This window comes from Curtobacterium luteum (assembly GCF_001475545.1).
Classification (GTDB): Bacteria; Actinomycetota; Actinomycetes; order Actinomycetales; family Microbacteriaceae; genus Curtobacterium; species Curtobacterium luteum_A.
In genome coordinates this window covers 1-18,209 of the sequence record NZ_LDQC01000034.1, presented here as the reverse complement: position 1 = coordinate 18,209, position 18,209 = coordinate 1, and the positions used below count along the sequence as shown (strand labels likewise).

The window sequence follows — 18,209 nt, the reverse complement described above, 5'->3', positions numbered from 1 at the left end:
GAGCGGACGGCGCCTGCGGGGCGGCGGGCTGCGTCTGACCACCCGGGGCCGGGTCGGCCTGCTGCGGCTCGGGAGCCTTCTGCTCCTCCTGCTGCTCCGTGCTCGGGGCGGGCTCGGGCTCGGTGGCGTCGGCCTGGGCCTCGTCGGACGCCTGGTCGGATGCGCCCTCGTCGGACGCGCCCTGGTCGGCGCTGCCGTCGTCGGAGCCGCCGTCGGAGGAACCCGACCCGTCACCGATCTTCACCAGCGCGGTGCCGACCTCGACGGTCTCGTCCTCCTGCACGAGGATCTCCTCCACGACGCCCGCGACGGGCGACGGGATCTCGGTGTCGACCTTGTCGGTCGAGACCTCGAGCAGCGGCTCGTCGACCTCGACCCGGTCACCGACGTTCTTCAGCCATCGGGTCACCGTGCCCTCGGTGACGCTCTCGCCGAGCGCCGGGAGGTTGACGGATTCGCTCATCGGGTGGACTCCTCTTCGCAGGGGTGGTTCGTGGTGGTGGTCATGGTGGTCACAGGGCGTGCAGCGGCTTGCCCGCGAGGTGCAGGAACGCCTCGCCCAGCGCTTCGTTCTGCGTGGGGTGTCCGTGGACCAGGGGAGCGATGTCCTCCGGGTAGGCCTCCCAGTTGACGGCGAGCTGTGCCTCGCCGATGAGCTCGCCGACGCGGGCACCGATCATGCTGACGCCGACGACCGGGCCGTCGACCACGCGGACGACCTTGACCGAGCCGGACGTGCCGATGATGTGGCTCTTGCCGTTGCCGGCGAGGTTGTACTCGTAGGAGTCCACCTTGTCGGCGCCGTACTGCTCCTCGGCCTTCGCCTGCGAGAGCCCGACGGACGCGACCTCGGGGTCGGAGTACGTGATCTTCGGGATGTTCGTGTCCGAGATGACGACCGGGTTCAGACCGGCGATCTCCTCGGCCACGAAGATGCCCTGCTGGAAGCCGCGGTGCGCGAGCTGCAGGCCCGGGACGATGTCGCCGACGGCGTACACGTTCGGGACGTTCGTGGCGAGGCGCTCGTTCGTCGTGACGAACCCGCGGTCCATCGTGACGCCGACCTCCTCGAAGCCCATGTTCTGGGTGAGCGGCCCGCGACCGACCGCGACGAGCATGATGTCGCCCTCGAAGGTCTTGCCGTCCTCGAGCGTGACGACCACGCCGTTCTCGTGCTGCTCGACGCCCTGGAAGCGCACCCCGAGCGAGAACTCGATGCCACGCTTGCGGAACGCGCGCTCGAGCTGCTTCGACATGGACTCGTCCTCGGCCGGGACGAGGTGGGGCAGAGCCTCCACGATGGTGACCTCGGCACCGAAGGACTTCCACACGCTCGCGAACTCGACGCCGATGACGCCGCCGCCGAGGATGACGACCTTGTTCGGGACGTAGTCCATCTTCAGGGCGGTCTCGGAGGTGATCACCCGGCCGCCGATCTCCAGCCCGGGGAGCGACCGCGAGTAGGAGCCCGTGGCGAGCACGACGTTCTTGCCCGTGACGGTCTGGTCACCGACCTGCACGGTGTTCGGGGAGGTCAGGCGACCCCAGCCCTCGACGACGGTGATCTTCCGCGCCTTGATGAGCCCCTGGAGGCCCTTGTACTTCGACGAGATGACGCCCTGCTGGTACTCGATGACCTTCGGCACCTCGACGCCGGCGAACTCGGCGACGACACCGTACTTCTCGGCGTCGCGTGCACCGTCGGCGATCTCCGCCGCGTGCAGGAGCGCCTTCGTCGGGATGCACCCGCGGTGCAGACACGTCCCCCCGAGCTTGTCTCCCTCGATGAGCGCGACGCTCATCCCGAGCTCGGCGGCCCGGAGCGCTGCGGCGTAGCCACCGCTGCCGCCACCGAGGACCACGACGTCGTAAGTCTGTTCCGTCACCTGGTGCAACTCCCTCGTGCGTGTTCGGGACCGGTCAGGCCCCGTGGACACCGCGGCGAGCGGCGTCCCACGGTCGGACCGTGTGGTTCCGGTCCCGTCCCGTGTGGGTCCGGCGGGGTGCGCGCGCACGCGGCCGCCCCGCCGGACTCAAACCTACTACTTGGACTGGAGCTCTTCTGCGAGCGCGATGAGTGTCCGGACCATGACGCCCGTGGCGCCCTTGCCCAGCCACCCGTACCCGCCGCCCTTGTGCTCCGAGGGGCCCGCGATGTCGAGGTGTGCCCACGGGATGCCGTCGCCCACGAAGCGCTCGAGGAACTTGCCCGCGAGGAGCATCCCGCCCGCGGGGTTGCCGACGGTCGCGTTGACCATGTCGGCCACGTCGCTGGCGAGTCGTGCGTCGAGTTCCTCGGGCAGCGGCATCGGCCAGATCGGCTCCGCGACGGCGTCCGCGATCGCCCTGACCTGCGCCACGAGGTCGTCGCTGCCCATCAGGCCGGTGGTCCGGTCACCGAGCGCCACGACCTGTGCGCCGGTGAGCGTCGCGACGTCGACGATGGCGTCCGGGTGCTCGAGCGACGCGGCGGCCATGCCGTCACCCAGGACGAGGCGTCCCTCGGCGTCGGTGTTCGTGACCTCGACGGTCTTGCCGTTCTTGAGCATCAGGACGTCGCCGGGGCGGGTCGCCGAGCCGGACGGCATGTTCTCGGCGAGGCAGAGCCATGCCGAGACCTTCGTGTCGAGGCCGAGCTTCGCGGCGGCGACCGTGGCCGCGAGGACCGTGGCGGCGCCGGTCATGTCGGTCTTCATGCCGAGCATCGACGCGGCCGGCTTGAGCGAGAGGCCGCCCGAGTCGAACGTGATGCCCTTGCCGACGAGTGCGAGGTGCTTCGACGCGGACTCCGGGGCGTACCGGACGACGACGAGCCGCGGGGGACGGACCGAGCCCCGGCCGACCCCGGCGATGCCGCCGAAGCCCTGCGCCTCGAGCTCGTGCTCGTCGAGCACCTCGACGGTGAGCGGCAGGTCCGCGGCGAGCTCCTGCGCGACGTCCGCGACGTCGGACGGTCCGAGGTCACCGGCGGCGGTGTTCACGAGGTCGCGCACGGTCGCCGCGGCCTCCGCCACGACGGACGCACGCGCGGGGTCGACCTCGACGCCGGCGGGTGCGACGACCGCGATGCGCTGGTCGCCGCGGACGGGCCCGGTGGTGCCGGCGCCCTTGTGGGTCGTGAAGGCGTAGGAGCCGAGAGCAGCCCCCTCGAGTGCCGCCTCGACGAGCTCGGCGGAGTCGGTCGGCAGGGCGATCGCGATCGACTCGACGAGCGGGAGCTGGCGGACGGCGCTGCCGGCCGCGCTCCGCACGGCGGCGGCGTCGGTGCCCGAGCCGAGACCGACGAGGGCGACGGAGGACGCGGCGACGCCGACCCCCGGGAGGCGCACGAGCTGGTCCTTGACGCCGGTCACACCGATCGCGGCGAGGTCGAGGTCACCGAGGAAGTCGGCGTCGACGGCGGTCGCAGGGCCGCCGTCCACCCCCGGTCGGACGCCGACGACGAGGACGTCGGCCTCCGTTTCAGCGGGCGCGGACGAGACGGTGGAGAGGATCGGTCGGACCATGCTCCCAACCCTATCCGCGCAGTGTTCGCTGTCGGCGTGGTCGTCGCGCCCGGGTCGGCGCGCACGCCCGCCTAGCATGGGGACGGTGAACCACCCCGAGGACCTCTACTCGTTCGTCGACGGCGCCCCCGAGGTGCCGGCGGGCCTCCACCTCGTCGCAGCGCTGACCGGCTTCGCCGACGCGGGCGCCGCGGTGGCGCAGGTCACGACGGCGATCGAGGGGACGCTCGAGTCGGAGACGCTCGTGGAGTTCGACCCCGACGTCCTGCTCGACTGGCGCGCTCGACGGCCGGTCATCACGTTCGAGCACGACCACATCGAGTCCGTCGCGGTCCCGCGGCTCCGGTTGTCCCTCGTGCGCGACGAGATCGGCCAGGCGTTCCTCTTCCTCTCCGGCTACGAGCCCGACTTCCGCTGGAACGCGTTCGTCGCCGCGGTCACCGACCTCGCCGAGCGGCTGCAGGTCGCCGACACGACCTGGGTCCAGTCGATCCCGATGCCCGTGCCGCACACCCGCCCGATCCGCATGACCGTGTCCGGCACGCGCGCCGACCTCGTCGAGCAGATGAGCGTCTGGAAGCCGGAGACCCAGGCCCCGGCGAACGTCCTGCACCTCGTCGAGCACCGGCTCGCGCAGTCCGGACACGACGTCACCGGGCTGGTGCTGCTCGTCCCGCACTACCTCTCGGACACCGAGTTCCCGGACGCCGCGGTGGCCGCCCTCGCCGGGGTGTCCGCCGCGACCGGCCTCATCTTCCCCTCCGACGCGCTCCGCGAGGAGGGCCGCGAGTTCCTCGCGCGGGTGGACGAGCAGGTCGGCGGGAACGGTGAACTGCAGCGGCTCGTCTCGGTCCTCGAGGAACGGCACGACGAGTACATGGCCGGCAACCCGATCGGCTCGCCGCTCACCGGCGTCGACGGCGAGGTCCCCTCGGCCGACGCGATCGCGGCGGAGCTCGAGCGCTTCCTGGCGGACCGGCGCGGACAGGCGGACGGCACCGCGGACTGAGCCGGTGACCGGCCGGCGGACGCGCGGTCGCCGGTCGGCGCTGGACGGGCCTCCCGGCCGGTTCCTGCCTGGAGGCCCGGTGCGCCTCCGCCCCGCCGGTCGCGTTCTCCACAGGTCGCTCCGGACGGCCGTGGCGCCGCGGCGGCGCCGGTAGCCTGACCGGGTGAACTCACGCCGTGCCTTCCTCGTCTGGGGCGTCGCGGTGCTGGCCTACGTCCTCGCGGTGGTGCAGCGGTCCACGCTCGGGGTCTCCGGCGTGGACGCGCAGGAGCGCTTCGCGGTGTCCGCCGCCGTGCTGTCGACGCTCGCGGTCGTGCAGATCGCCGTGTACGCGGCACTGCAGATCCCGGTCGGCATCGCACTCGACCGCTTCGGGCCACGACGGCTCGTGCTGCTCGGCGCGGCGCTCCTCGTCGTCGGGCAGGCGGTCGTCGCGGTGTCCCCGACGATCGGGCCGGCGGTGGTCGGTCGCGTCCTCGTCGGCGCCGGTGACGCGATGACCTTCATCTCGGTGATCCGGCTCCTGCCGATGTGGTTCAGCGGGCGGATCCTGCCCCAGATCTCGCAGTGGACCGGCAATCTCGGGCAGGTCGGGCAGGTGCTGTCGGCGTTCCCGTTCGCGCTGCTGCTGCACACCACGAGCTGGGGCACGGCGTACGGGGTGGCCGCCGCGGCCGGTGCCGTCGGCCTGGCGCTCGCGTTCGTCTTCGTCCGCAACGGCCCGGTACCGGTCCGGACGGGTGCCATCCCGCTGCCGCACTCGTGGGGCGGTGCGCTCCGGACGTTCGCGCACGCGGTCCGACGTCCGGGCACGCAGCTCGGCTTCTGGTCGCACTACGTCACGCAGTCGTCCGGCACGGTGTTCTCGCTCCTGTGGGGCGTCCCGATGCTCCGAGGGCTCGGGTACACCTCGACCGAGGCCGCGGGCTTCCTCACCGTCATCGTCGTGACGGGCTTCGTCGCCGGGCCGTTGCTCGGCGTGCTCTGCGCCCGGTACCCGCTCCGCCGGTCGAACCTCGTGCTGGGCTGCGTGGCGCTCCTCGCGGTGGTGTGGACGGCGGTGCTGACCTGGCCCGGGCAGCCGCCGACCTGGCTCCTCGTGCTGCTCGTCGTCGCGATGGGCATCGGCGGACCGGGATCCCTCATCGGGTTCGACTTCGCGCGGTCGTTCAACCCGGTCGGTGCGCTCGGCTCGGCGAACGGGCTCGTGAACGTCGGCGGCTTCCTCGCGGCGTTCGTGATGATGTTCCTCATCGGCACCATCCTCGACGCCGCGTCCCGCGCCACGGGGCAGACCGTCTTCGCCTGGACGAACTTCCGCATCGCCCTCACCGTGCAGTACCTCGTCGTGGGCTTCGGGGTGGCGATGCTGCTCCATGCCCGGCGCCGGACTCGTCGGGTCCTGCACGAGCAGGAGGGAATACGCGTCGGCCCGCTCTGGGTTGCACTGGTTGCACGTGCGCGGAAGCGCGGCGTGCAATAATGACTACGGACCCATCGGGCCCCTCGTGACCGTCCGCTCCCCGGAGTGCGCGGAAACGCGGGGACTTGACATGGGTCCTAGTGCTGCCCGGATTGGTAGGACCGGCTGACGCGGGGGACTGCGGCGACGGCCCTGGGCGGCAAGGGAGGTCACGACCCCACGAACGTGGCACGACGAGAGAGGTGATCGCATGGCTGCCCGGAGCACGACGATCGATCCCACGAAGGACACCGACCCCGAGGGCACGACGGCTGCGTCCGCCGAGGCCGAGGACACGGCTGCGCCGAAGAAGCGCGCCACCAAGGCGCCGGCGAAGAAGGCCGCGCCGAAGAAGACCACCGCCAAGGGCGGCAAGAAGGCGAAGGCCGACGACGACGAGCTCGACGACGAGCCCGTGGAGCCCGTCGACGAGCCGGCGGACGACACCACGGACGACGCGGACTCCGACGAAGAGGCCCCGAAGGACACCAAGGCCGAGGCCGCCGCGGTCGCCGCCGGCGCACTCGTCATCTCGCAGTCCGACGACGACGAGGCTCCGGTCTACTCGACCACCATCACGGGTGCCACCGCAGACCCCGTCAAGGACTACCTGAAGCAGATCGGCAAGGTCGCGCTCCTCAACGCCGAACAAGAGGTCGAGCTCGCGATGCGCATCGAGGCCGGCCTGTTCGCCGAGGACAAGCTGCAGCACTCGACCGGCCTCTCGAAGCCCGAGGAGCGCGAGCTCCGCTGGGTCGCCCGCGACGGCCAGCGCGCGAAGTCGCACCTGCTCGGCGCGAACCTCCGCCTCGTCGTCTCGCTCGCGAAGCGCTACACGGGCCGCGGCATGCAGTTCCTGGACCTCATCCAAGAGGGCAACCTCGGCCTCATCCGTGCCGTCGAGAAGTTCGACTACACGAAGGGCTTCAAGTTCTCGACCTACGCCACGTGGTGGATCCGCCAGGCGATCACCCGTGCCATGGCCGACCAGGCCCGCACCATCCGCATCCCGGTGCACATGGTCGAGGTCATCAACAAGCTCGCGCGTGTCCAGCGGCAGATGCTCCAGGACCTCGGTCGTGAGCCCACGCCGGAAGAACTCGCCCGCGAGCTCGACATGACCCCGGAGAAGGTCGTCGAGGTCCAGAAGTACGGCCGCGAGCCGATCTCGCTCCACACACCCCTGGGTGAGGACGGCGACTCGGAGTTCGGCGACCTCATCGAGGACACCGAGGCCGTCGTGCCGGCCGACGCGGTGGGCTTCACGATGTTGCAGAAGCAGCTCGAGAGCCTGCTCGACTCGCTGTCCGAGCGCGAGGCGGGCGTCATCCGCATGCGCTTCGGCCTCGGTGACGGTCAGCCGAAGACCCTCGACCAGATCGGTGACACGTTCGGCGTGACGCGCGAGCGCATCCGCCAGATCGAGTCGAAGACGATGGCGAAGCTCCGCCACCCGTCGCGGTCGCAGTCGCTGCGCGACTACCTCGAGTAGGCCGATGCGCTTCCTCATCCCGATCCTGGTCGGGCGGATCCTCCGCGCCCTCGCTCGTGCGCGGGGCGGGGGGTCCGCCTACCCCGGCTACATCGTCCTCAAGCTCGTGCCGGACTTCCTGCAGCACGTGACGAAGCAGTTCCCGAACGGCGTCGTCTTCGTGCTCGGCTCGAACGGCAAGTCCACGACGACGCACATGATCTCCGACATCGTGCGTGCGCACGGCCTCCGGGTCTTCACGAACCCGTCCGGTGCGAACCTGCCGCAGGGCATCGCGTCGGCGCTCCTCTCCGAGGTGTCGCTGACCGGCAAGCTCAAGGCCGACATCGGCATCCTCGAGGTCGACGAGGCCTTCGCGGTCGAGCTCGCCGGCATCCTGTCGCCGTCCACGGTGACGATGCTCAACGTCCAGGTCGACCAGCTCTACCGGTTCTTCGAGACCGAGCGGGTCGCGACGATGATGCTCGACACCGCTGCCCTCTCGGCCCGGAACGTCATCACGAACCGCGACGACCAGTTCCTCGACGCCTACGCCGGCACGGCCGGACAGCAGGTGCTCCGCTTCGGCGCGAGTGCCGAGGTCGTGGCGGCGGCGCCGAACGGGCTGCAGAACGCCGACGACTTCGACCGCCAGGCGGGGGAGCCGAACGCGGCCGACGCCGAGGTCGTCGTCAACACCGGCGACGGCGCGACCATCCGGTTCGCCGGCACCGACATCCCCGTCCGGCTGCCGGCCCGCGGCCTGCACTACGCGGTCGACGCCGCGGCAGCCACCGCCACCGCGAGCGCGGCACTGGGCGACCAGTTCCGCGCGGACGCAGTCACGAGGGCCTTCGGCACGATGAAGCCGGCGTACGGCCGGGGCGAGCGCCTCCCGATCGCCGGCGAGTCGGCCGAGTTCACGATGTTCAAGAACGCCGCGAGCCTCCAGCTGAACCTCGATGCCCTCCCGGACCGCCCCGAGCAGGTCCTCATGGCGATCGACGAGGGCACACCGGACATCTCCTGGATCTACGACATCGACTTCTCGAAGCTCGACCACGTGGACGTCGTCTCCGGCGACAAGGCCTGGCAGATCGCCATCGCCCTCGAGCACGCCGGTGTCCGCATCGGCAAGGTCGAGCCCGACGTCGAGGCCGCGATCCGGCACATGGAGCAGCTCGGCGCGACGACGAGCGGGACGAAGAACTTCATCGTCAACTACGAGATCATGATGATCGCCCGCAAGGCCCTCGGACACCCGGACATGGAGAAGACGGCATGACCGCCGACCGGTTGACCATCCTGCACGTGTACCCGCGGCAGATGGGCGTCTCGGGGGACCGCGGCAACGTCGCAGCCCTCGTGCGCCGTGCCGAGGCCGCGGACATCGCCACCGATGTCGTCGAGTACGCCCCCGGCGACGCGCTGCCGACCACGGCGGACGTCGTCGTCATCGGCAACGGTCCGCTCAGCGCCATGCGGTCGCTCGGAGCCGACGTCACCCGGGTCGGTGCACCGTTGCGCGAGTTCGCTGCCGATGGGGTCCCGGTCGTCGCGGTCGGCGGCGGCTTCGACCTCGCCACCAACGCCGTCGTGTCCTCCGACGGCGCCGACGTCACCGGCTTCGGGGTCTTCGACGCCCGGGCCGTCCGCGGTGCCGAGCGGCGGGTGAACTACTTCGTGCTCGAGACCCGGTACCCGTTGCTCGGCAGCGCCTCGACCCGCATCGCGGGCTTCGAGGACCACGCGACCCGCATCGAGCTCGGTGACGGCGTGACGCCCTTCGCGGACGTCGTCTCCGGGGGTGGCAACCAGGCGGGCAGCCCCGTCGAGGGTGCGATCGCCGGCACCTCCTTCGGGACGCACACCCAGGGGCCGATCCTGCCCCTCAACCCGCAGCTCACCGACGGCGTCCTCGCCGCCGCGACCGCCAGGCTCGGTCGCGAGTACGCGCCGGACGCGCAGCGGACCGCCACGATCGACCGGTACGCACGCGAAGCGCGCGCGACCATCGACCGCTACGTCGACAAGGCGTTCAAGCGGATCGCCTGACGTCGTCGACGTGAGCACGAACAGACGGGAGGCGCGGTGCCAGCTGGCACCGCGCCTCCCGTCCGTTGCGTCCGACGCCTGTCGGGACGCTACTTCGACTCGTAGAGTCGGCTGCTCTCGTCGTGCCACTCGATGGCGGTCGCCGCGAGCTTGTCCTTGAACTCCGCGCCGTGGTGCGCGCAGAAGAGGAGTTCGCCGCTCGCCATGGTCGCTCGGATGTAGGCCTGCGCTCCGCAGCTGTCGCAGCGGTCAGCAGCGGTGAGCTGGTTGCTGCCGAATTCGTCGATGGAGAGGTCCTGCACGGTCTGGGTCATTGCTGTGCTCCTCACGGATCGCAGGTCGGGTGCCGGTGTTGCCACCCCAACGGGTGCCGGTTGGTGACCATTTCAACACGTGCTGCCTGGATGTACGGCATCTTCGGGGCACGTTTCGCTCAGCGCGGACCCGAGGCCCCCAGACCGAGTGTCAGGGCGCTGGGAGTCAGTGGTGCTCAGTACCATCGGAAGGTGAGCTCCGACTACTCTGCGCGCCATCTCTCCGTCCTCGAGGGGCTCGAGGCGGTCCGCAAGCGTCCGGGCATGTACATCGGCTCGACGGATTCCCGGGGGCTCATGCACTGCCTGTGGGAGATCATCGACAACTCCGTCGACGAAGCCCTCGCCGGGCACGGTGACGAGATCGGGGTGGTGCTGCACCCGGACGGATCGGTCGAGGTCCGTGACACGGCGCGCGGCATCCCGGTCGACGTCGAACCGAAGACCGGCCTGACCGGGGTCGAGGTCGTGTTCACGAAGCTGCACGCAGGCGGCAAGTTCGGTTCGGGCTCATACGCGGCGTCCGGTGGGCTGCACGGAGTCGGGGCGTCGGTCGTGAACGCGCTGTCGGAGCGGCTCGACGTCGAGGTCGACCGGGGTGGCAAGACCTACGCGATGTCGTTCCACCGCGGCGAGCCAGGGACGTTCGCCGGCGACGGTCCCGACGCGCCCTTCACGCCGTTCACCTCCGGCAGCGAGCTCCGGGTCGTCGGCAAGGTCAAGAAGGGCGTCACCGGGTCGCGTATCCGCTACTGGGCGGACCGGCAGATCTTCACGCCCGACGCACGGTTCAGCACGCAGGACCTCGTCAACCGTGCGCGCCAGACCGCGTTCCTGGTGCCGGGGCTGGGGCTCACGATCACCGACGCACGGCCGTCGTCGATCGAGGCCGCGGCCTCGCGTGCCGCCGCCACTGGTGCTCCGGTCGAGAGCGGCCCCGTCGTCGAGCGCTTCCGGTACGAGGGCGGGATCAGCGAGTTCGTGGAGCACCTCGCCCTCGACTCCGCCGTGACCGATGTCTGGCGCATCCAGGGCACCGGCACCTTCACCGAGACGGTGCCGATGCTCGACGACAAGGGCCACATGGTGTCGACGTCGGTCTCGCGCGAGTGCGAGGTCGACCTCGCGCTGCGCTGGGGCAGCGGGTACGAGACCGTGTTCCGCAGCTTCGTGAACATCATCGCGACGCCGAAGGGCGGGACGCACCAGGCCGGGTTCGAGTCCGGCGTCGTGAAGGCCGTCCGCGCCCAGGTCGAGGCGAACGCCCGCAAGCTCAAGGTCGGGCAGGACAAGCTCGAGAAGGACGACGTCCTCGCCGGGCTGACCGCCGTGCTCACCGTCCGGCTGCCCGAGCCGCAGTTCGAAGGCCAGACGAAGGAGGTCCTGGGCACGCCCGCAGTCCGGAAGATCGTCGACCAGGTCGTGTCGAAGCGCCTCACCGAGATCCTGACCTCGACGCAGCGCACCGAGAAGGCCCAGGCCGCGACGCTGCTCGAGAAGGTCGTCGCGGAGATGAAGACCCGCATCTCGGCCCGCGCGCACAAGGAGACCCAGCGGCGGAAGAACGCGCTCGAGAACTCCTCGCTGCCGACGAAGCTCGCCGACTGCCGCAAGCAGGATGCCGAGGGCACCGAGCTCTTCATCGTCGAGGGTGACTCGGCGCTCGGTACCGCGAAGCTCGCGCGGAACAGTGAGTACCAGGCGCTGCTGCCGATCCGGGGCAAGATCCTCAACGTCCAGAAGGCCTCGGTCTCGGACATGCTGTCGAACGCCGAGTGCGCCTCGATCATCCAGGTCATCGGCGCCGGCTCCGGCCGCACGTTCGAGATCGACCAAGCGCGCTACGGCAAGATCATCATCATGTCCGACGCTGACGTCGACGGCGCCCACATCCGGACGCTCCTGCTCACGCTGTTCTTCCGGTACATGCGCCCGATGATCGAGCAAGGACGGGTCTTCGCCGCGGTGCCGCCGCTGCACCGGGTCGTCGTGGTGAACCGCGGCAAGCCGAACGACACGCTGTACACGTACTCCGAGGCCGAGCTGCAGGCAGTGCTGAAGAAGCTCGAGAAGCAGGGCAAGAAGTACCAGGAGCCGATCCAGCGGTACAAGGGGCTGGGGGAGATGGACGCCGACCAGCTCGCCGAGACGACGATGGACCGCACCCACCGGACGCTCCGGCGGGTGAACGTGCCCGACGCCGAGAACGCGGCGAAGGTGTTCGAGCTGCTGATGGGGAACGACGTCGCGCCGCGCAAGGAGTTCATCCTCGCGGGCGAGGGGCTCGACCGCGACCGCATCGACGCGTAGTCCGGCGCGCGGACTCCACGGACTCCACGGACTGCGCGGACTCCACGGACTCCACGGACTCCGAGGACCGAGAGGGCGGCGAGCCGCGGCGGGCTGCCCGCCGTGGGCTTCGTTGAACCCGAGACTCGGCCCCGCGGACAGTTTCGCGGGTCGCACAGCGCGAACGTGTCCGCGGGGCCGAGTCTCGGGTCGCCGCGTCCGGAGCTGGACGCGAGGCCTGTGGTGACCGTCACGTCTCGAGTCCGGGCACGGGACTCGTCGCCGAGCGCGAGACTCGGCCCAGCGGACAGTTTCGTGGGTTGCAGAGCGCGAACGTGTCCGCCGGGCCGAGTCTCGGGTCGCCGCGTCCGTCCGGCGCTGGACGCGAGGCCTGTGGTGACCGTCACGTCTCGAGTCCGGGCACGGGACTCGTCGCCGAGCGCGAGACTCGGCCCAGCGGACAGTTTCGTGGGTTGCACAGCGCGAAACTGTCCGCCGGGCCGAGTCTCGGTGCGTTGGCGGCGCGGGGCGGCCCCGCGGGCGACCGACGCCGCGCGACACCGCCGCGCGGCACCGCCGCGGGACGGCACCGCCGCGGGACGGCACCGCCGCGCGGCGGCAGGCCCCGCGCGCCTACGCCTCGCCCGCGGTCCCGTCGAGAGCGGCTGCACTCCCGCCGATCGTGCCGATGACGGCGTCGAGCGGACTGCCCGAGCCGTCGCGCTTCGACAGCCAGTCCGGCAGGGTCCGTGCTGCGCCGTCCGTCCCCACCGCGTGCGGCGGCGCGATGCCCGCCCACGCCACGGTCAGGCCGTCCTCGCCCTTGAGGAACGCGTGCGCCCGGACGCCCTGGGTCGCACGGCCCTTCGCCGGGAACTCGGACAGCGCCGACACCTTGGCCCGTCCGTTGTCGGTGCCCGGCAGCGCCGACGACGACGTCGACACCGTGGCGACGACGGCGTCGTCCGAGCGCGGCACCGAGCCGAACCAGATGACCGATGCGCCGGCAGCCAGCGCGACCCCGGCGACGCCACCGGCTGGAAGCCCCTGCGGCCGGACGCCGGAGGCGGGGAACCGCAGGAGCTGGGCGTTCGAGGTGATGAACACGAGATCGTCGTCCTCGGGTGCCTGGGTCGCGCCGACGACCGAGTCGCCCGGCTTGAGGCCGATCGCGACGACCTCGGGCTTGTCCGGCCACGCACCGGCAACGACCCGTTTCACCACGCCCTGCGCCGTGCCGATCGCGACCGACTCGTCGGCGTTCAGGGCGATGAGGGCGACGACGGTCTCGGTCTTCGGCACGCCGAGGTACTCCGACACCCGCACCCCGGCGTCGAGCCGCACGGACGCCGGCGGCACGGCCGGGACGTCTACCGGGGAGAACCGCACCACGCGGCCGGTCGACGTCAGCGCACCGAGCTGTCCCCGGACCGTGGAGACGACCGAGGACCGGACGGCGTCGTGCTTCGAGCGCTTCGGGACCCGCACGATCCCGAGGTCGGTGTCCGGGATGTCGACCCGGACGAGCCGACCGGTGGTGGAGAGGATCACCCGGCACGGCGAATCCGCGATCTGCAACGACTCCGGGTCGACCGCGGCCTTGCGGCCACCTCGGACCGGGGCGTCGGCCTCGGTCAGGAGCGTACGGCGCGGGGTCGCGAACCGGTCGGACACCTCGGTGAGCTCGAGCGACACCTGCGCCCGCAGCCGTTCGTCGGATGCGAGGAGTTCCTCGAGCGCCGCGATGTCGGCGAGGAGCTGGTCGCGCTCGCCCTCCAGCTCGAGGCGGGAGAACTTGGTGAGTCGGCGGAGCCGGAGCTCGAGGATGTACTCGGCCTGCACCTCGGACAGGTCGAACACGGTCTGCAGCCGGGAGCGCGCAGCTTCGGAGTCGTCCGAGGACCGGATGACCTCGATGACCTCGTCGATGTCGAGGATCGCGATGAGGAGGCCCTCGACGAGGTGCAGCCGCTCTCGACGCCGGGCGAGCCGGTACTCGGACCGCCGCGTGACCACGGAGAGACGGTGCCGCACGTAGACATCGAGCAGGTCCCGCAGACCGAGTGTCCGCGGGGAGCCGTCGACGAGCGCCACGTTGTTGATGCCGAAGCCGTCTTCGAGCGGGGTGTGCTTGTACAGCTGCTCGAGCACCGCGGTCGGGTTGAAGCCGGACTTGATCTCGATCACGAGCCGGAGTCCGTGATTGCGGTCGGTGAGGTCCTTGACGTCCGAGATGCCGACGAGCTTCTTCGACTGGACGCCGTCCTTGATCTTCTCGATCACGCGCTCCGGGCCGACGAGGTAGGGGAGTTCGGTGACGATCAACCCGACCTTGCGCGGCGTGAGGTTCTCGACGCTCACCTTCGCCCGGGTGCGGAACGAGCCCCGGCCGGTGGCGTAGGCGTCGCGGACGCCGGAGAGCCCGACGATCGTGCCGCCGCCGGGCAGGTCCGGACCCGGGACGAACTCCATGAGCTCTTCGAGGGTGGCCTGCGGGTTCATGAGCAGGTGCTTCGCGGCCTCGACGACCTCGCCCAGGTTGTGCGGCGCCATGTTCGTCGCCATGCCGACCGCGATGCCCGAGGCGCCGTTGACGAGGAGGTTCGGGAACGCCGCCGGGAGCACCCCGGGCTGCATGATCTGGTTGTCGTAGTTCGGGACGAAGTCGACGACGTCCTCGCCCAGACCCTCGGTCATCGCCATCGAGGGTTCGGCGAGCCGGGCCTCGGTGTAGCGGGCCGCGGCGGGACCGTCGTCGAGGGAGCCGAAGTTGCCGTGCCCGTCGACGAGCGGCACACGCATCGTGAACGGCTGCGCCATGCGCACGAGCGCGTCGTAGATCGCGCTGTCACCGTGCGGGTGCAGCTTGCCCATCACCTCGCCGGTGACGCGGGCGCTCTTGACGTGCCCGCGGTCCGGTCGGAGGCCCATCTCGGACATCTGGTAGAGGATGCGGCGCTGCACGGGCTTGAGGCCGTCGCGTGCGTCGGGGAGTGCCCGGGAGTAGATGACGGAGTACGCGTACTCGAGGAAGGAGCCCTGCATCTCCTCGGAGACGTCGACGTCCTCGATGCGTTCACCGTCGGGCAGGCCGACTGCTTCCGTGCGTGCCATGGCACCCTTCTGCGAGACTGGGGGAGATGGGAACCAGCGTACCGACGGCCCCCGACGCCGCCGCGAACCTCGCCGACGTCTTCCCGAGTTGCCTCGTGGCACTCGGAGCTGCGGATCACGCGTGGTTGCGATCACACGGCCTGGAGGCACGGATCGCCCTCCGCCCCGCCCGCTCGGCGGTCGTCGTGCTGGTCGACGGACTCGGCTCCGCCGCGCTGTCGGCGCGCGCCGGGCACGCGCGGTGGCTGGTGGCACCGCCCGCGAGCGGCTCCGCGAAGAAGCTGCGGAGCGGGTTCCCCACGACGACGGCCGCGGCGCTGAGCACCCTCACGACGGGTCGGCCCCCGGGGTCGCACGGGGTCGTCGGCTACAGCGGGTGGAACCCGGACACCGGGCGCGTGATGAACCTGCTCAGCGGGTGGGACGACGACGTGCCGGCGGACTGGCTGCTCGGCCCGACGCTCTTCACCGAGGCCGCCTCGCTCGGTGTCGATCCGGTCGTCGTCGGCCCCGGGCGCTACCGGTCGTCGGGGATGACCGCGACCGTCCTCGGCGGCGCCCGGTACGTCCCTGCCGACTCGATCCCCCAGCGCGTCGACGCCGCACTCGCCGAGACCGCCACGGGCCGCTCCCTCGTGTACCTCTACGTCCCCGAGCTCGACTCGATCGGCCACAAGCACGGGTGGCAGTCCGACCGGTGGACCGCTGCGCTCGAGCTGCTCGACGGCGAGCTCGCCCGCTTCGACCGAGCACTGCGCCCCGACGTGGGCGTCGTCGTGACGGCCGACCACGGCGTGCTCGACGTCCCGGAGCACGCGAACCTGCCGATGGACCCGGCGCTGCTGGCGGACGTCGTCGGGGTCGCCGGCGATCCGCGCTGCCGGCAGCTCGCCGTCGCGCCGGGTGCCGACGTGCGGGACCTCGTCGGCCGCTTCCGGGCGCGCTACGGCAAGAAGGCGTACGTCGCGACCCGTGCCGAGGCGATCGAGGCCGGGTGGTTCGGCGCCGTGGCACCCGAGGTCGTCGAGCGCATCGGCGACGTCGTGCTCGTGGCCCGCGGCTCGTGGGCGTTCAACGACGACCGGGCGCTCCGCCCCGGGGAGGTCCCGAAGCGCATGCTCGGCCAGCACGGCGCGATGACCGACGAGGAGACCTTCGTCCCGCTCCGCCTCGCCGGCGCCTTCGCCGGCTGACGACGCGACCGGGTGTGGCCGGCCGCCGACGCCCTGGACGCGGCCGGCCCCGTCACGCGCGGTGCGTGACGGGGCCGGCCGGGTGCCTCCAGGGCGGGGATCAGGCGGGGTCCTCCGGGCGCGTGCCGAAGACGATCTCGTCCCAGCTCGGCATGGAGCGACGGCTGCGCTTCTTGCGGTCGCGCGCCTCGGGTTCCGGAGCCGACGACGGTCGCGCATCGGGCTGCGGAGCGGTGTCCGACGAGTCCTCGAAGCCCTGCAGCGGTACGTCGACGACGCTGATCGAGCTCCGGCGGGGCTCCTCCTGGTGCTCGGTGAACGACGCGGCCTCGCGCTCACCGCGGCGGCGGCGGAGGGCCTCGAGCAGGTCGGCGGTCTCGTTGCCGGGAGCGCGCTCCTCCGGGGTGGCCGCACCGATGCGGGGGAGCGGGGCGCGGAGCGGGGCACGCTCGGCGACCTCGGGGTTCGTGTGCTCCTCGTCGGCGGCATCGACGCGGAAGGCGCCGGAGTCGAAGCGGGTGCCGTCGGCGTCCTCGTGCTCGAACTCGACCGCGCGGAGGCGGGGCGCGATGCCCTCGTCGTCGGTGTGTGAGAGCCGGTGTGCGTCGCCGTTGTCGGGCACGAGCGTCGAGGTCTTCGGGTCGAAGAGCCACTGGGCGTCGTGCTCGACCTCGTCGACGACGTACCGAACGCGGACCTGCCAGCCGGTGTCGACGTGCTTCCACGACGCCCACCGCACGTCCGTGGCCTCGCCCGCCTCGAGCTTGGCGGTGATGGCCTCGCCGAAGGTGTCGGGAGCCTCGTCGTCGACCGGGGTCACGGAGACGCGGCGGGCGGCGTCGAGGATGAAGGCACGCTCGGCGAGCACCGGGCCCTCGAAGCGGCGGACGTAGTCGACGTCCACGTCCAGCGCGGCGGCCACGTCGGTTGCGTCGGCGCCACCACGGATGCGTGCCTGGACGTCCTTCGGTGACACCCGCTTCTGCGGTCCGCCCTCGGGGTTCGCCTGCCGGACCTGGGCCGGGAGGGACGAGGTGACGGGCAACCGGTACTCCGTGCCGCCGTCCGTCGCGAGCAGGAGTGCGCCCGACTCCACTCCGATGACTCTCAGGTCCTGCATGGTTCCGCCTTCCGATGCGTGCGTACGGTCGTGCGTCGTACCCCGTGAGTATGCAGCGCGCGGACCCGGATCACGGGGAGGCGCACGGGCGTGCCGCGGAGTGCGGGGAGCCGGTCCCGACGGCCCGGGAATGGCAGGGCCCGGTGACGGGTTGCACGGGCCGAACGAACCGCCGGGACGCTCGGTTTGCACTCCGGCGGGTCGTGGTGCAAACTGTCGCCGCCGATCACCGGCGACGACCTCTCGATACGAGAAATGGATGGGCATGGCCACCGATTACGACGCCCCCCGGAAGACCGACGACTCCTCTGACTCGGAGTCGATCGAGGCTCTGAAGGAGCGCGTCCCCGACAAGATGTCGGGCGTCGTCGACGATGATTCCGACAACCCGGGCTCGTTCGAGCTCGCCGGTCAGGACCTCTCCGACGTCGACCTCGACGTCGTCGTCCTCCCGCCCCAGGTCGACGAGTTCACCTGCGTCGAGTGCTTCCTCGTGAAGCACCGCTCGCAGCTCGACCACGAGTCGAAGCTCGGCCCCGTGTGCGCGGAGTGCGCGGCACTGTAAGCACGCTGTCCTCGAGACCCCGTCACCGCTCGGTGGCGGGGTCTTCCGCGTTCGGCGCGGGTGCGCGCCCGGCCGGCGCGACCAGTGGACCGACGGGAGGCACGTGGCGGC

Annotated in this window: 14 protein-coding genes; 8 read left to right on the top strand and 6 right to left on the bottom strand. The window is 71.2% G+C overall.

From position 1 onward, the window contains the following. From NS184_RS06230 to NS184_RS06220, 3 genes are all read right to left on the bottom strand, one after another. A partial coding sequence (locus NS184_RS06230; protein ID WP_345969003.1) for a biotin/lipoyl-containing protein occupies positions 1–463 on the bottom strand: 463 nt, incomplete at its 3' end. A 49-nt stretch (positions 464–512) separates the two neighbouring features. Beyond that, the gene (gene lpdA / locus NS184_RS06225) at positions 513–1,886 is read right to left on the bottom strand and encodes a dihydrolipoyl dehydrogenase (protein ID WP_058725276.1); all 1,374 of its coding nucleotides are present in this window, start codon (positions 1,884–1,886) and stop codon (positions 513–515) included. A 156-nt stretch (positions 1,887–2,042) separates the two neighbouring features. Beyond that, positions 2,043–3,506, bottom strand: a complete 1,464-nt coding sequence (locus NS184_RS06220) for a leucyl aminopeptidase (protein WP_058725275.1) — start codon at positions 3,504–3,506, stop codon at positions 2,043–2,045. Positions 3,507–3,582: 76 nt separating this feature from the next. Between NS184_RS06220 and NS184_RS06215 the strand changes: the two genes are divergently transcribed. The 5 genes from NS184_RS06215 (at position 3,583) to NS184_RS06195 (ending at position 9,503) form a co-directional block, all read left to right on the top strand. Beyond that, a complete protein-coding gene (locus NS184_RS06215; protein ID WP_058725274.1) occupies positions 3,583–4,515 on the top strand; it encodes a proteasome assembly chaperone family protein in 933 nt (310 codons plus the stop codon). A gap of 163 nt (positions 4,516–4,678) precedes the next feature. Beyond that, the gene (locus tag NS184_RS06210; RefSeq protein WP_058725273.1) at positions 4,679–5,998 is read left to right on the top strand and encodes an MFS transporter; all 1,320 of its coding nucleotides are present in this window, start codon (positions 4,679–4,681) and stop codon (positions 5,996–5,998) included. 190 nt (positions 5,999–6,188) lie between these two features. After that, positions 6,189–7,469 carry an RNA polymerase sigma factor gene (locus NS184_RS06205; protein WP_058725272.1) on the top strand — a complete coding sequence of 427 codons (1,281 nt, stop codon included), beginning with the start codon at positions 6,189–6,191 and terminating at the stop codon, positions 7,467–7,469. Between the two features lie 4 nt (positions 7,470–7,473). Further along, entirely contained in the window at positions 7,474–8,733 is a 1,260-nt protein-coding gene (locus NS184_RS06200; RefSeq protein ID WP_058725271.1) for a MurT ligase domain-containing protein, read from the top strand. After that, on the top strand, positions 8,730–9,503 hold the full coding sequence (locus NS184_RS06195; protein ID WP_058725270.1) for a type 1 glutamine amidotransferase: 774 nt from the start codon (positions 8,730–8,732) through the stop codon (positions 9,501–9,503). The genes NS184_RS06200 and NS184_RS06195 overlap by 4 nt, the downstream gene beginning before the upstream one ends. 89 nt (positions 9,504–9,592) lie before the next feature. Here the strand turns inward: NS184_RS06195 and NS184_RS06190 are convergent, their stop codons facing one another. Further along, positions 9,593–9,817, bottom strand: a complete 225-nt coding sequence (locus NS184_RS06190) for a DUF7455 domain-containing protein (protein ID WP_058725269.1) — start codon at positions 9,815–9,817, stop codon at positions 9,593–9,595. Between the two features lie 192 nt (positions 9,818–10,009). Here NS184_RS06190 and NS184_RS06185 point away from each other — a divergent pair, with 192 nt between their 5' ends. Next, the gene (locus NS184_RS06185; RefSeq protein WP_058725268.1) at positions 10,010–12,127 is read left to right on the top strand and encodes a DNA gyrase/topoisomerase IV subunit B; all 2,118 of its coding nucleotides are present in this window, start codon (positions 10,010–10,012) and stop codon (positions 12,125–12,127) included. A 612-nt stretch (positions 12,128–12,739) separates the two neighbouring features. On the opposite strand, the gene NS184_RS06180 is transcribed toward NS184_RS06185, so the two are convergent. Beyond that, the gene (locus tag NS184_RS06180; protein ID WP_058725267.1) at positions 12,740–15,220 is read right to left on the bottom strand and encodes a DNA gyrase/topoisomerase IV subunit A; all 2,481 of its coding nucleotides are present in this window, start codon (positions 15,218–15,220) and stop codon (positions 12,740–12,742) included. A gap of 26 nt (positions 15,221–15,246) precedes the next feature. On the opposite strand from NS184_RS06180, the gene NS184_RS06175 reads away from it, so the two are divergent. Beyond that, positions 15,247–16,413 (top strand): alkaline phosphatase family protein, encoded by a 1,167-nt coding sequence (locus NS184_RS06175; protein WP_058725266.1) that lies wholly within the window; start codon positions 15,247–15,249, stop codon positions 16,411–16,413. Between the two features lie 100 nt (positions 16,414–16,513). On the opposite strand, the gene sepH is transcribed toward NS184_RS06175, so the two are convergent. Continuing rightward, on the bottom strand, positions 16,514–17,533 hold the full coding sequence (gene sepH, locus NS184_RS06170; protein ID WP_193750413.1) for a septation protein SepH: 1,020 nt from the start codon (positions 17,531–17,533) through the stop codon (positions 16,514–16,516). 265 nt (positions 17,534–17,798) lie between these two features. Here sepH and NS184_RS06165 point away from each other — a divergent pair, with 265 nt between their 5' ends. Continuing rightward, a complete protein-coding gene (locus NS184_RS06165; protein ID WP_031272446.1) occupies positions 17,799–18,098 on the top strand; it encodes a DUF4193 domain-containing protein in 300 nt (99 codons plus the stop codon). Positions 18,099–18,209 lie beyond the last annotated feature (111 nt).

Coding starts and splice junctions, on each gene's coding strand:
- NS184_RS06220 (WP_058725275.1), bottom strand. CDS start 3,506: ATGGTCCGACCGATCCTCTCCACCGTCTCGTCCGCGCCCGCTGAAACG.
- NS184_RS06215 (WP_058725274.1), top strand. CDS start 3,583: ATGGGGACGGTGAACCACCCCGAGGACCTCTACTCGTTCGTCGACGGC.
- NS184_RS06205 (WP_058725272.1), top strand. CDS start 6,189: ATGGCTGCCCGGAGCACGACGATCGATCCCACGAAGGACACCGACCCC.
- NS184_RS06200 (WP_058725271.1), top strand. CDS start 7,474: ATGCGCTTCCTCATCCCGATCCTGGTCGGGCGGATCCTCCGCGCCCTC.
- NS184_RS06195 (WP_058725270.1), top strand. CDS start 8,730: ATGACCGCCGACCGGTTGACCATCCTGCACGTGTACCCGCGGCAGATG.
- NS184_RS06190 (WP_058725269.1), bottom strand. CDS start 9,817: ATGACCCAGACCGTGCAGGACCTCTCCATCGACGAATTCGGCAGCAAC.
- NS184_RS06180 (WP_058725267.1), bottom strand. CDS start 15,220: ATGGCACGCACGGAAGCAGTCGGCCTGCCCGACGGTGAACGCATCGAG.
- NS184_RS06175 (WP_058725266.1), top strand. CDS start 15,247: ATGGGAACCAGCGTACCGACGGCCCCCGACGCCGCCGCGAACCTCGCC.
- sepH (WP_193750413.1), bottom strand. CDS start 17,533: ATGCAGGACCTGAGAGTCATCGGAGTGGAGTCGGGCGCACTCCTGCTC.
- NS184_RS06165 (WP_031272446.1), top strand. CDS start 17,799: ATGGCCACCGATTACGACGCCCCCCGGAAGACCGACGACTCCTCTGAC.